This is a genomic window from Aldersonia kunmingensis (genome assembly GCF_001646865.1).
Classification (GTDB): Bacteria; Actinomycetota; Actinomycetes; order Mycobacteriales; family Mycobacteriaceae; genus Aldersonia; species Aldersonia kunmingensis.
The window spans coordinates 1-13,649 of the sequence record NZ_LRRB01000143.1 but is presented as its reverse complement, the minus strand read 5'-3'; the positions used below and the strand labels follow the sequence as shown (position 1 = coordinate 13,649).

Genomic DNA, 13,649 nt, shown 5'->3' with positions numbered 1-13,649 from the left:
AAGCCCTCCGCTCTGCTCCGTCACCACGAACGCGCGTGCCGGCCCGTTGGGTATGCCTCCGCGCCAAGTCCGCCAGGGACAGCAGAATCGCGGCGATCACCCTCGACACACTCTTGCTCACGATTTCAGCCAACCACGCGGTCGGACGTGGTCACCACAGCAGCGAGACGTGGGCGGCCGGGTACAGGTCGATGGACGGAGATCGCGGGGCGCTGCCCTTCGACCAAGACGGCGACGGAATCGGGGAGTTGTCGATAGTCACACCGAAATTGGCGCGACCGCTGTCCGCTTCCTCCTACTCCCGCCGTGGCGACGTACACGCTTCTGGCGCGACTACGTTCCGATCAAAGAACTGCTTATCGATCCATGTGAATCCCTCGTGCTTCCAGAGAAAGTCGATAACCACCCGAGTGGCAACAGGTCGGCGAGCGCGACGCCTGTGACTTCCGCCCACTGCGCGGACGGCCGAGCAGGGAGGTCCCACGCCGTTTTGGCCGACGGACCGGCCCACCATTCGCAGTACCAGACGCCCGCGTCGAAGCAGACGATTTCAGCGGCTCGGGGAGCGCTTCCCGCTCACGGGCTAACACTTCTACCCAGCAGAGCTCTTGGCGTTCGTCCCGCCCTGCCGCTTGCCGTGGTTGTGCCCCGCGATCGCCAGTGTTGGTCAGAATGGGACGCATGCGCGGGTATGCAAATACCACCGAATCCGCATCCACTAGCGAGGACGCCAGAAGTGCGCGTTATCCCGATACAACGGGCATCTTGCTTGACTTTCGGCACCCAGAGGTGCGAATGTCTACGCAAGTTGCAAAACTCACAGGAAGCCGAAGGATGTGCTCATGACCACTACCCGACAGACTCCAGGCGACGCAGCCTCCACTGACTCCCAGTCTGACCAATCCCCCAACCCATATCGGGTCGTTGTCTGGGGAACAGGCAACCTTGGCCGAGCTGCGCTGCGTGAACTCATCCGGCGACCGGAGATCGACGTTGTAGCCGTGCTAGGCCACTCGCCATCCAGGCACGGCACGGATGCCGGCGAGAGCATCCTGGGTGGGCCAAAGATTGGCATCCCAGTGACCACCAATAAGGAAGACATCTATGCCATGCGCGACGTCGACTGCGTGCTACACATGGCTACGGTGACACCAGACATGACGGACGATGTCGTTCGGCTCCTCGAAACCGGCAAGAATGTGATCTCGAGTGCCGGATACCACAATCCGGCCTATCACGGCGAGGAGTTCGTGGCTCGTCTCGAAAAGGCGTGTGCACGCGGCAACAGCAGTCTCTGTGGCAACGGGCTGCATCCAAACCTGATGTTCGAACGCCTGACCCTGGCGTCCACGGCCCTCACCTCTCGCGTCGAGCACATCAGCTTCGCCGAGTACGCCGACTGCAGTGCGATCGGGCCAGAGGGGGAAGGAATCCTACGGCGGGTCGGACTCGGCGCGACACCGGAGGTGCTCCAAGCAGCACTCGCACAGAATCCGATCGAGGACAGCTGGCTGGCCCAGTACTACGTTGAGTCGCTGCACTTCGTGCTTAATAAGATCTTTGGCATCGCACCGGCCGAAATGACGACAGCCATCGATGTCGACTGGGACCTGGCTCCAGCAGATATGGACACGAACGTCATGAAGGTGCACGCGGGTGAAGTTATGTGCATCCGAAACACCTATAGCGCTCACGTCGACGGAGTCCTCCGTGGAACGATGCACGAGTACTACTACCTCGGCGAACGGGCCTGCCCCCTGGACGAACGCATCGGAGAGACGACCCATATCGCCATCGTCACAGGCGACCCGACTTCCTACCGAATGCGATTCGATGCGGGAGGTTCGCTGCGTCCCTCTGTGGAGCGAGCGGAGGATCCAACCGCCGCGGCGGCTTACATCTGTGTCATGCCCATCATCCAGGCGGTCCCGAAAGTGACCTCTGCACCGGCCGGGATCATCATGCCCGAAGAGTTCACGTACGCCGCTAACGACCTCCACTCGCTCGCGCCGATACTAAATTAACCACAGTTCGCCCGCCGTCCCTCATCTCGGCGAACCGGGGCTATCGAGCACCTCGACGACGCCTTTATGTCGAGTTCAACGAGATGGGCGATTTGCGAGGCTAGCTGCGCGCCGCAGACCTTATCGTTCTGGGCGCCGGAGCGGAGGCCATCTCGCACCAACCAAACCCGGTGTCGCCGAACGCAGAGCGATCGTCTCCGTACGGATCGCATCGACCAGACACCCCGGTTTACGCCTGGCCATGCGTCCGAGGAACTCGGCGCCCAAACCTTGTCGGCTCGCGAGTGTAACCGCTGACAGAGGGGGAAGGCTGTCACCAGTTGGCGCGCACACTCCGCCACACAACTTTCGTCAGGCGTCGATGTTGGTGGATGATGCGTTGTTGAAGCAGCGCGTGTCATGCTAACTTTGATTGAAGGGCAGTAATGTTCAGCACATTGCGTAGAGAGCGTTTGGGGCGGAAATGATTCGACCAGCCACCGCGCACGTTAAGAGTGCTCGGGTGCACATATCAGTCGCCGAACGACTATGTCAGTGGAGCGCAGTTGCCATTGCGGCGGTGATGTCCGCCGGTTTCGTTATCGCCGGACTGGTCCCGCCACCGTCACCGTCGGCGTCCGCTGCCGAGGTCGTGGAGTTCTACTTCTCGGACCCGGGTGGCATGCGAGTGGGAATCACGCTTATGAGCATCGGGGCCATCTTCATCACCACGTTCGGCGTCGCCGTGACGATGCACCTCCGTAGGATCGAAGGACCTTCAGCTCCGATGGCGGCCCTCCAACTGGCCTCAACCGCGTTCATCGGAGCGGTCACCGTTCTCTACCTCTTCATCCTCTTGGCGCTGATGTTCCGCTCTGATCGCGATCCTGATCTCGTTCTCCTCCTTAGCGACCTCACATGGGTCCCCTTCATCGGGATGTGGCAACCCGGCGCACTGCAAGCCATCGCAGTGGGTGCTGCTGTGCTCGGGGACCGGAACCCCCGACTACCCGGGCACTTTCCGCGGTGGGTCGGCTGGTTCAGCCTCTGGTACGCCTTCACCTCACTCGTCGGAATCTTCGTGCCCTTCACTCTCGGCGGCGCCCTCGCGTGGACCGGAATCGTGCCGTTCTACCTCGGTGCCGGCGCATTGTTCGGGTGGTGGATCGTCATCGCGATTTTTATGCTCCGGTCGACGACGACGGGGAAAGGTCTGGATCGTGACAGTGTCGACGCCTAGAGACGAGCGCGTTCGCTCCAAGGAGCAGCGCCTCACATGGCTCCCCGGGGAAATCGGCATATGGATCTTCATCCTCTTGGACCTCGCGGTCTTCGCATTGTTTTTTCTTTGCATCGCCTACTACAGGCTCACTGATCCCGATTCCTTCCTCGACGGACACGGTTACCTCAACACCTTGCCGGCACTGATCAACACGATCGTGCTGCTGACCGGCTCACTCGCGGTCGTTCGCGCCGTTCAGGTGATGCGCGGCCCTGCGTCACAGCAGAAAAATGCGCAACGCTTTCTGCTTTTCGCTGCGGCATGTGGAGTGGCATTTGTCGTGGTGAAGATCGTCGAGTACGTGCACCTATTCGGATCCGGCATCACAATCAACAGCAGCTCGTTCTTCCTGTGCTACATCGGCTTCACAATGGTCCATCTTGTCCACGTCATCATCGGCACCTCCGTTTTGGTGACGTTCTCGGTTCTCGTCCGGCGTAGCCGGGCAGCCCCGACAGACGTCGAAAGCGGGGCCCTCTACTGGCACATGGTGGACCTCCTGTGGCTGGCCCTGTTCCCGCTTCTCTACCTCATGTGAGGACTACACAGATGACCACCCATCGCCCCGACGGCGTCGACACATCCATTCCGGTAAGGCTCTTCAATCGTGACGTGTTCAGCCTGCTATGGCTTGTCATGGCCTCGGCCAGCGTGCTCACCTACTGGCTCGGGACAGACCACCCCATGTTGGAGAGCGCCCGCGTCGCCGCAGCTTTGTTGCTCCTGATTGCCTTCCTCAAGGTCTGGGTCATCGGCAATTACTTCATGGAGACTCGGGATTGTCCCCGACCCGTGCGAAACGCATTCACAATCTGGCTCGCATTCTCGACCATGTCGACAATTGGCATCGTCCTGTTCATCTAGCTGCGATATCCAGGACGTTATTCGTCGTGAGGCGACCTGAGGCGTGGGGTTGAGACACGTGACTCCGTCCGTTGTGAAGTGAGGCTGTCTAGGAACCTCGAACCCGAAGGGCCTCCTCTCCCACGTCAATCCGGCACTGCCCTCATGCGCGAGGCTTCGGATGACGAAGGCGATCGCTCACGAGCATTACATCTGTTCATAGGCGGCAAAGGTGCGCACGGTCCGACCCCGCACGGCTGCTCCATCGGCGCACCGCTACCGCTGTGAAGGTCGTCGGGATGCTCGATCGATCGTCCCGACCGCTCACCGCGCCACACGCAAAGGACATGCGCGGGCTCACGGGCACGTGGTGCGCTGCGATGGCCCGAACGACAGGAGCCGGTGCAGATCGTCGGCCACCTCGGTGTTCCTGCCTCGGCTCCGTCCCCCCGATCTCGGTGCGATGCCGAATCAACCGGTCAGCAACATGACCGGTTACCGGCGAGCCGATTCGTACGGCGAGCACGACCATCCCGGGTCGATGGGCTCAATGTCGATGTCACCAAGTCGGCCTTGCACCGATGACGCGGGTAGTACCACGTGGGCAACAGACGGCGACCGAAACCGGTCAGCGACGGTCGCCGGAACCAAAGCGTCGCACAGGAAACATTGCGGGTCGCTGGTTGAACGCCATTTGTACACAACGGGATTGATGATCACTCCGCCTGGCCTACGCAATGATCCATAAGTACGAACCGCTGTAACATCAACCGCGCGACTACGGCGGGCAGTGCAGTGGCTGGCCGATGACGGCGCCATCGTCGATCGTGTCTCGACAATCGCTCGGCCTCTAAGTCCCATGTCTGGCGGGATACATGCGCTACACGGCACATAAGCGTGCCCTACCGGCCACACGCCTCCGCTCAGTCGCAAAGAGCCCTGGCTGATGCGCGACAACATGCCAGAGATCCGCTTATCGAGCCGGCCACGATCGGCTGACAAACCCTAGGACGTCGGACCTAGTCCAGGACCTCGTGGTCGCTGGCACTGGTCGTGAGTCGCGCATTCAATTGATGTACAAACTCGCTTTTAACCACCGACGCACGCCCGGCGGCACCGCTGACAGGTAGTCGACAGAATATGGCCGCGCGGCAGTCTGTCATCTTCGAAATTTCCATCTCGATGATGAAACGCGTTCTCATTTCGGCACGTCAAGACCATGTACTCAGACTTTCCTGCCGAAAAAAGTGACCTGAATTTGTTGACAGTGTGTCAACAGTCGGGCAATGTGCAGACGTAGAGGCTGCGCGATGGTTGCGCCACCCACCCCGCCCGCAATGAAGGAAAGACGATGACACCCGTCCTCACCAATCGTCCCTATACACGGTCGTCATGGATGACCGAAGACGTCTCGGCAGTCGCCGACCTCAGTAGAGACTTCTTCGCAACGGTCGTGACACCGCAGGCGGAGAAGTACGCCGCGCAGGGGCACCCTGATAAGGAGGCGTATCAACGAGCCGGAGAGCTGGGCCTGTTATGCATGTCGATCCCCGAGGAATTTGGCGGCGGTGGAGGCACATTCGCTCACGAGGCCGCCATGCTGACCGAGCAGGCACTGGCCGGCGACACAGCTCTGCATCTGGGCGTCGACTCAATCATCGTGCCGCACTACATCCTCGCGTACGGAACCGATGAGCAGAAGAAGCACTGGCTACCAAGGATTGGTAGTGGGAACGTGGTCGCCGCAATCGCCATGACCGAACCGGGGGCCGGCTCCGACCTGCAGTCGATGAGGACGCGCGCGGTGAAATGCGAAGACGGATACCGAATCTCGGGTGAAAAGACGTTTATCTCGAACGGCCACAACGCCGACGTCGTGATCGTCGCGGCTAAAACCGATCCGGAGTCCCGCGGCGCAGGCATCTCCCTGCTGATCGTCGATCTCATCAATGCATCCACGGGTGACCTGGTCGCCGGCTTCTCCCGCGGCGCGCCAATGGCGAAGGTAGGCCAGAAGGGCCAGGACACGACAACACTTTCCTTCGACGATGTACTTGTTCCTCATACAGCGCTGCTCGGTGTGGAGAACTCGGGATTCCGCCAGCTAAAGACGCAATTGGCGTCGGAGCGTCTCATTCTGGGTGTCGTTGCGGTGGCAGCGATCGAGAAGGCTGTCGATCTGGCGACGACGTACAGCAAAGAACGCGAAATGTTCGGGCAGCGTCTGTTCGACTTCCAGAACACCCGGTTCGAGCTGGCCGAGTGCGCCACGGTCGCGCGCATCGCGCGGGTGTTCGTCGACGACTGCATCGACAAGCATCTGCGCGGGGAACTCGATGCGACGACGGCGGCGATGGCCAAGTACTGGTTGTCGGACCAGCAGTGCGGGGTCATCGACCGCTGTCTGCAGCTGTTCGGCGGATACGGCTACACGCTCGAATACCCGATCGGCCAGATGTACGCCGACGCGCGCATCCAGCGGATCTATGCAGGTTCAAACGAAGTGATGAAAGAACTCATCTCCCGCAAGCTCTGAGAAAAGGAAACTCCTTGTCTGAAACGGCATATATCTACGACGCGATCAGGACTCCGCGCGGCAAGCAGAGAGGTGGAGCCCTCAACGGCACAAAGCCGATATCGCTGATCGTCGGACTGATCAACGAGCTGCAGCAACGCAACCGCGGCCTCGACCCGCAGACCATCGACGACATCGTGCTCGGGGTCGTGTCACCGATCGGTGAGCAGGGCGGGTGCATCGCCCGAACCGCAGCGATCGCAGCCGGACTGCCAGAAGCCGTCGCCGGCGTACAGCTGAACCGGTTCTGCGGTTCGGGCCTCGAGGCGGTGAACGTCGGAGCGCAGAAGGTGAAGAGCGGCGACGAGCAACTCATTCTCACCGGAGGTGTGGAGTCGATGTCGCGAGTTCCCATCGGTTCGGATGGCAGCGCATGGGCGAACGACCCCGCCACGAATTTCGCCGCCTACTTTGTCCCGCAGGGAATCAGCGCCGACCTGATCGCGACGCTTGAGGGTTTCACCCGCGACGATGTGGACGCGTACGCCGCCCGCTCGCAGCGGCTGGCCGCCCAGGCATGGACGAACGGATATTTCGGGGGCGACGTGATTCCGGTGCGAGACGACAACGGCATAGTGGTCCTCGACCGAGACGAGCACATGCGCCCCGAGAGCACTGCCGAGACACTCGGGAAACTCCGTCCCGCCTTCGCCGCCATGGGCGCCCAAGGCGGCTTCGACGCAGTGGCGCTGCAGAAGTACCACTGGGTCGAGCAGATCGATCACGTCCACACCGGTGGCAACAGCTCCGGCATCGTCGACGGCGCGGCTTTGGTGCTGGTCGGCAGTGAGAAGGCCGGTAAGGTCAACGGCCTCACCCCGCGCGCTCGCGTCGTGGGTTCCGCCGTCTCGGGTTCGGACCCGACGATCATGCTGACCGGGCCTACCCCGGCAACCCAGAAGTTGCTAGCTCAGCACAGTCTGACCGTGGACGACATCGATCTGTTTGAGATCAATGAAGCGTTCGCATCGGTGGTGCTGCGCTATCAACGCGATCTGAAGCTCCCTGACGAGAAGCTCAACGTCAATGGCGGCGCGATCGCGATGGGCCATCCACTGGGTGCCACCGGAGCCATGATCACGGGCACCGTCATCGCCGAGCTCGAGCGACGTGGACAGCGACGAGCTGTCGTGACGCTCTGCATCGGCGGGGGAATGGGTATTGCCACCCTTGTCGAGCGCGTCTGACCGACCTCCTCGCAGCGAAGAGAATACGAGACATAATGAATGACAACATCATCCGGTGGGACCGACGCGACGACGGCATCATCGTCTTGACCATCGACGATCCCACCAAGAGCTCCAACACCATGACTCAGGCCTACGTGTCGTCCATGGGCGCCACGGTCGATCGCCTGATCGAAGAGTCCGAGACCATCGCGGGTGTCGTGCTGACCTCCGCGAAGAAGACCTTCTTCGCCGGAGGTGACCTGAACGACATCCTTGCCGTGCGACCGGCAGAGGCGGAAACCTTCTTCCAGAATGCCGAAGCGATTAAGGCCGACCTCCGCCGCCTCGAGACTTTCGGTCGTCCCGTCGTCGCCGCGATCAATGGCGCCGCACTCGGTGGAGGGCTCGAGATCGCTCTCGCGTGTCACCACCGCATCGCGCTACCGACTGCGGTGGTCGGTCTACCCGAGGTCAACCTCGGTCTGCTTCCCGGAGGGGGTGGGGTTACCCGGACGGTCCGCATGTTCGGGATCACCAAAGCACTCACCGAGATTCTCCTCACCGGCAAGTCGTTCCGCGGAGACGAGGCAGTATCTGCCGGGCTAATCGACCAGATCGCGGACGGCCCTGGGGCGCTCCTCAATGCAGCTGTCGCATGGATCACGGCGAACCCTGAGGCCGTGCAACCGTGGCAGGACAAAAAGTACAAGATTCCCGGCGGCACGCCTGCCACGCCGTCGTTGGCGGCCATCCTCCCGTCGCTTCCGGCGACACTTCGCAAGCAGACCAAGGGCGCCAACTTACCCGCCCCGCTGGCCATCATGTCTGCTGCGGTCGAGGGCAGCCAGGTCGACTTCGACACCGCCTCCACTATCGAGTCGCGATACCTGACGAAACTCGCGACCGGTCAGGTCGCCAAGAATATGATTTCGACGTTCTTCTTCGACGCGAAACACATCAAGTCGGGAGGCTCTCGTCCGGATGGCCATCCCATCAGGACCGTGACGAAAGTCGTGGTACTCGGCGCGGGCATGATGGGCGCCGGGATCGCCTACGTGAGCGCGAAGGCAGGAATCGACGTAATCCTAAAGGACGTCTCGATCGAGCGTGCCCAGAAGGGCAAGGCCTACTCGGAAGGACTGGTGCGCAAGGCAATCGAGCGCGATCAGATATCGAAACAGAAGGCGCAAGAGCTGCTCGACCGAATCACCCCGACCGACCGTCCCGAGGACGCCGCGGGCGCGGACCTCGTCATCGAGGCCGTGTTCGAAGATCCTGAGTTGAAGAAGACGGTCATCAACGAGGTCATTCCTCACTTGGCCGACGACGCGCTGCTCGGTTCCAACACCTCGACTCTGCCGATTACCGGGCTTGCCGATGGCGTCGAGCGGTCCGATGCGTTCATCGGTCTGCACTTCTTCTCCCCGGTCGACAAGATGGATCTGCTCGAGATAATCGTCGGCGAGCAGACCGGTGATGAGGCCTTGGCACGTGCCTTCGACTACGCACAGCAGATCGCGAAGACACCGATCGTGGTCAACGACAGTCGCGGGTTCTTTACCAGTCGCGTAATCGGCAAGTTCCTCGATGAGGCCGTTGCGATGGTCGGCGAGGGTATCGAACCGTCGTCTATTGAACAGGCAGGTCTGCAGGCCGGCTACCCGGCTCCCCCACTGGCGCTCTATGACGAATTGACGCTGACGTTACCGCGCAAGATCCGCGAGGAAACGAAGGCCGCGACCCTCGCCGAGGGGAAAGACTGGAAGACCCACGGATCGGAGCCGGTCGTCGATCAACTGATCGACGAATTCGACCGCAAGGGACGCTCGACGGGCGGCGGTTTCTACGAGTACATCGACGGAAAGCGGGCCGGTCTGTGGCCGGGACTTCGCGTCGCGTTTCAGACGGCACCGCCGAGCATCTCACTTGAGGAAATGAAGGAGCGGATGCTGTTCGCCGAAGCCATCGACACAGTTCGTTGCATCGATGAGGGAGTTCTCCGCTCGACTGCAGACGCCAACATCGGGTCTGTGTACGGCATCGGCTTCCCCGCGTGGACGGGCGGCGTGATCCAGTACATCAACGGTTATCCCGGCAGCCTCAAGGCTTTCGTCAAACGCGCCGACGAGCTACATAAGCGATATGGCCCCCGTTTCGAACCGACCGACTCACTTCGGAAGAAGGCCGCAGCAGGCGAGACGATCTGAGCCCTGCGACCAACGCAGTCGGGTGCCACAGGAGATGCGCGCGGCACCCGACTGCGTTGAGCTCAGCTCTCAATCCAACAATGACCGCGCCCGACATGAAAAAGAGATCTTGGGATGAACATCGTCCTCCGTCATAGAGCACTTCGTGTGGAAGACCGCGACGACTTCGGCGACCTTCGGGTGTGGTCCGACGTATCGCCTGAGCAGCTCGACATTAAAATCCGCACTCACGAAGCCGGATTCGTCGACGGGGACGTCGCGTATATCAAAGCGCACTGGCTTCGCGACTTGCACACAGGTCTCGCATGGAGCGTGGGTATGGCCGACTTGCTGTCGTTCGTCGAAGCCATTGGAAGGTTCGACGGAGTCTACGTGTCGGCGCGAATCGGGCGTCCACAATGATTGGAGTGCGCGGGTATCAAGACAATCCGACGATCGAGGTGGTGGTGACATAGGACGGTATCGGCCGGATGGCGATAAACCGGTCCGAAGCGCGTAGCGGCTAGTCTGGTCGGTATGGCCACTGCGCTGGATTGGATGGTCTCCAGCCGAGTGTTTGACGCTGTGGAGGCTCACCTGCGCGGTCTGGTCCACTCGTCCACGATCCTAACGACCTCGAGTTGGCCGCCTATGAGCTGGCGCGCGGACTCGTCGCCGTCACTGCCCCAGTCTCTGTCGCGGTCATCCGAAGAATGCTGTACGGACTGTGCAGTGATGCCCCACCGAAGCGGGCCGCTCGCGTCGACTCACGCTTGGTCGCGGGTCTGGCAGCCGACCCCGATGCTATCGAGGGCCGTGTCGTCATTCTTAAACAAGCGCGACCCACAGTTCCGAAGTCGCGTGCCCGTGGACGATCCCTCGTGGCTACCGTGGTCTGACGAGCGTGCCCGTCACCACCCCAGCCGCCGGGGCACGGACGACCACCGAATGACCACAACGGACCGCTCGACCGAGATCACCTGTCTCGGGTACAGCGCAACACGGAACGAGTCAGTTTGATGACGAACGCCACCGAGACCAAACGAATGGACGGCTACCGACGTCGCGAACAGATCATCGCGTGTGCAATGCAGCTGTTCGAGCGCGGCTACTCGGAGGTCTCGATCGGCGATGTGGCCGAGGCTGCAGGGGTGGGCCGACCGCTGATCCACCATTACTTCGGCACCAAGCGTGAGCTATACCTCGAGGCGGTCCGTCGCCTCACCTACATCCCCGCCGTCGTGGTCACCGGAATCAAGGGCGCCACTCTCGACGAACGAATCGACGCCTCGATCGACCGATGGCTGACGGTCGCCTGGCGGCATCGGAACATGTGGGTGTCGACGATCGCCATCGACGCGGGCGGCAGCGCTGGCGACGTGGACAAGATTATGCGTGAAGCGGACACTGTGGCCGTCGAGCGGATGCTTGGAGCCCTGGGTATCGAGGGCGACGGTCCAAAGGTGGCGAAGCTCCGCATCCACATGCTCACTTATGGAGCGCTGGCCAAGTATGCGAGTCGCCTGTGGCTCAAGGAGCAGTCGATAACCAGAGATGAAGCGCAGCGGCTTCTCACCGCGACGCTGCGCACGATCATTGTTGACGTCGTGGGGATAGAGGAGTAGTTGCGGTCGTCCGACTTGGATCGGACCAATCGATCCCGCGGGATTGAGCCCGAGAGGCTACTGCACGGTCGGGTGACAGGTCGGTCACGCAGCGCGAGCGCTCGTGCACCATGAAGGTTTCGTATTCGATGGGGTTTAGCTCTGCGAAACTGGTTTGGCCGCGTCGGTGGGATGTCCTTCAGCTCACGTCACCGTCGCGATTCGAAGCTTGTCGCGGGTGGCCGACGTGGGCGGTCGAGGACTTTGTTTTCGGGCAGCGCGAAGAACGACTCCATGGGTGGTGTTGTCGCCGAGGGCGTCGACACACGGCCCATCGACCCGACCATGGCGTGCCCGGCCGTGGGCCTTCACGGCTTTGGTGACCGAAATTGGGCGGATCGAAACTGATTGTCGCAAAACCCTCCATTGTGAGGTCGACGTGGGTGTGCTCGAAGGCAGCGGCGCAGTTCCGTTGTATCGGGACAGATTTCCATCGCCGGGCCGACCGACGTGGTCTGGCCACAGGACAGAGTCCGGTTCTGGGCGGCCTCGCTGCAGGTGCCATGACCGCGGATGCTGCAACCGAGGCCTGCGTGTCGTCACCGGTGGGTTCTCGATGGTCCGTAATTGCTTTGTGGCGTGCCTAGAGTGTCGTGTTCGCAAGGTCGGGCGCCGGCTGCGCGTACACGGTCGACCATCTCGCGTGAGCTGCGCCGCAACGCAACACGCACCCCCGGCCCTGGATCGAGCAGCCGGATCCGCTTCCGGCGTCACGCAATTCATCGTTCTAGGCCGCAGTGGTCTTCCCCGTTCGCCCGGCACGTTCGCTATCCCGAAATCAGGAGTCCCTAGTGGTGTACACCGATACTGGGGCATTGACCGGTGCCCAGATCAGCCCGTCACATGGATCGCTCCGCCGTCGACGACAGCGTCGATCCTGTCCCGGTTGGGCTTCCCTGCCTCAGCCGTTCGGCGAGACCGGTTGCGGCAAACACGAACCCGGCGGTCAGCGACAGCATTGCGACCGCCAGGACCCAGTCCAGCCAGATCGGGAGATCGAAGTTCAGACCCACATACAGCGGCCATGAGGCGCCCGCGAACACCATCGGCAGCGCGACCGTCGATACGGCGAACGCCACACCGGCGCGCTTCCACCCGGCGAGCTGATACGCAAGTGCGTAGATGAGCAATCCTCCGACGATGGGTACAGGTGCCAGCTGAGGGGCCACCACGAGGAACGCGAGTGGCGCCTCGCCGTAGTAGTCCCAGCCGTCGAAGAGGTTGCCGAGGGTCTCGACGACGATCACGGAGACGCACGATCCCAAAGCCAGGAGGTGCAGCGCACTACGGGCGACCCCCCTCGACATCATCTTGGCGACGATGCAGGGCAGCAGACCTACCCACGGCACATACCCAACGACGAGGAACCAGGGGATGTCCCGTCCGAAGCCGGCGTAGGCAACAGCGTGATTCTGGGCGTAGACGATCTGGCCGAGGATGTCGTAGAACGGCTCGTTCAAAGAACAGACCAAGGCACCGAAGCACGCAACAAGTGGGATCGGATCACGGTCCCGCACGCTCCACCACACGGCGTACAGCGCAGCCCCCAGAGCGACCACGCTGAACGCGCAGAGTATGTAGAGCGGGTCGATAGCTGATGCGATTGCCGGTGGGTGTGGGATCACGTTCGGCTCCTCGGAGAGGACTGGCCTTGAGGATTGGCACGCAGACAACTCCCCCGCTGACGTTCAGGAGATGATGACGTCGAAGATCGGGTGACACCGGGACCTGAGTGGCACGTCCCGAGTCATGTGCGGGTCCGTAGCGGACCGGTCAGGAGGCGGACCTCGCGGCTTGACCGTCCGAGGCGCCACCAGACGCGGTGCGCTTCGCGCTGCCGCCGAGCACGTAGTCGCTCGTCGATCCCGGCCAGTTGCGCACCAAGTCCTGCGGCACCACCAAAGCTGCGTGCGCATCTGGGATGGCA

Annotated in this window: 10 protein-coding genes and 2 pseudogenes; 11 read left to right on the top strand and 1 reads right to left on the bottom strand. The window is 61.8% G+C overall.

What is annotated here, in order from left to right:
- The first annotated feature begins 842 nt into the window (after positions 1 to 842).
- The 11 genes and pseudogenes from A8G08_RS11325 to A8G08_RS28445 form a co-directional block, all read left to right on the top strand.
- Positions 843 to 2,024 (top strand): hypothetical protein, encoded by a 1,182-nt coding sequence (locus A8G08_RS11325; protein ID WP_157108520.1) that lies wholly within the window; start codon positions 843 to 845, stop codon positions 2,022 to 2,024.
- Positions 2,025 to 2,526: 502 nt separating this feature from the next.
- A complete protein-coding gene (locus A8G08_RS27465) occupies positions 2,527 to 3,243 on the top strand; it encodes a hypothetical protein (protein WP_169823293.1) in 717 nt (238 codons plus the stop codon).
- Positions 3,224 to 3,823 (top strand): cytochrome c oxidase subunit 3, encoded by a 600-nt coding sequence (locus tag A8G08_RS27460; protein WP_169823292.1) that lies wholly within the window; start codon positions 3,224 to 3,226, stop codon positions 3,821 to 3,823. The genes A8G08_RS27465 and A8G08_RS27460 overlap by 20 nt, the downstream gene beginning before the upstream one ends.
- Positions 3,824 to 3,834: 11 nt before the next feature.
- A complete protein-coding gene (locus A8G08_RS11310) occupies positions 3,835 to 4,149 on the top strand; it encodes a cytochrome C oxidase subunit IV family protein (RefSeq protein WP_157108519.1) in 315 nt (104 codons plus the stop codon).
- 1,375 nt (positions 4,150 to 5,524) lie between these two features.
- On the top strand, positions 5,525 to 6,664 hold the full coding sequence (locus A8G08_RS11305; protein WP_068273786.1) for an acyl-CoA dehydrogenase family protein: 1,140 nt from the start codon (positions 5,525 to 5,527) through the stop codon (positions 6,662 to 6,664).
- A gap of 14 nt (positions 6,665 to 6,678) precedes the next feature.
- Complete coding sequence (locus tag A8G08_RS11300) at positions 6,679 to 7,890, top strand: acetyl-CoA C-acetyltransferase (RefSeq protein ID WP_068273784.1); 1,212 nt, start codon at positions 6,679 to 6,681, stop codon at positions 7,888 to 7,890.
- A 35-nt stretch (positions 7,891 to 7,925) separates the two neighbouring features.
- Positions 7,926 to 10,079 (top strand): 3-hydroxyacyl-CoA dehydrogenase NAD-binding domain-containing protein, encoded by a 2,154-nt coding sequence (locus A8G08_RS11295; protein WP_068273782.1) that lies wholly within the window; start codon positions 7,926 to 7,928, stop codon positions 10,077 to 10,079.
- Between the two features lie 114 nt (positions 10,080 to 10,193).
- Positions 10,194 to 10,481: a hypothetical protein gene (locus A8G08_RS11290; RefSeq protein ID WP_068273780.1), complete on the top strand. Its 288-nt coding sequence runs from the start codon at positions 10,194 to 10,196 to the stop codon at positions 10,479 to 10,481.
- 596 nt (positions 10,482 to 11,077) lie between these two features.
- Positions 11,078 to 11,683, top strand: coding sequence for a TetR/AcrR family transcriptional regulator (locus A8G08_RS11285; RefSeq protein ID WP_068273778.1), 606 nt, complete (start codon positions 11,078 to 11,080; stop codon positions 11,681 to 11,683).
- A 418-nt stretch (positions 11,684 to 12,101) separates the two neighbouring features.
- Positions 12,102 to 12,282, top strand: a pseudogene (locus tag A8G08_RS28450) (IS30 family transposase); the annotation flags it as partial.
- Positions 12,283 to 12,285: 3 nt separating this feature from the next.
- Positions 12,286 to 12,394, top strand: a pseudogene (locus A8G08_RS28445) (helix-turn-helix domain-containing protein); the annotation flags it as partial.
- A 167-nt stretch (positions 12,395 to 12,561) separates the two neighbouring features.
- On the opposite strand, the gene A8G08_RS11280 reads toward A8G08_RS28445, so the two are convergent.
- Entirely contained in the window at positions 12,562 to 13,347 is a 786-nt protein-coding gene (locus A8G08_RS11280) for a hypothetical protein (RefSeq protein WP_157108517.1), read from the bottom strand.
- Between the last annotated feature and the right edge of the window lie 302 nt (positions 13,348 to 13,649).

Coding starts and splice junctions, on each gene's coding strand:
- A8G08_RS11305 (WP_068273786.1), top strand. CDS start 5,525: ATGACCGAAGACGTCTCGGCAGTCGCCGACCTCAGTAGAGACTTCTTC.
- A8G08_RS11325 (WP_157108520.1), top strand. CDS start 843: ATGACCACTACCCGACAGACTCCAGGCGACGCAGCCTCCACTGACTCC.
- A8G08_RS11290 (WP_068273780.1), top strand. CDS start 10,194: ATGAACATCGTCCTCCGTCATAGAGCACTTCGTGTGGAAGACCGCGAC.
- A8G08_RS11285 (WP_068273778.1), top strand. CDS start 11,078: ATGACGAACGCCACCGAGACCAAACGAATGGACGGCTACCGACGTCGC.
- A8G08_RS11310 (WP_157108519.1), top strand. CDS start 3,835: ATGACCACCCATCGCCCCGACGGCGTCGACACATCCATTCCGGTAAGG.
- A8G08_RS11295 (WP_068273782.1), top strand. CDS start 7,926: ATGAATGACAACATCATCCGGTGGGACCGACGCGACGACGGCATCATC.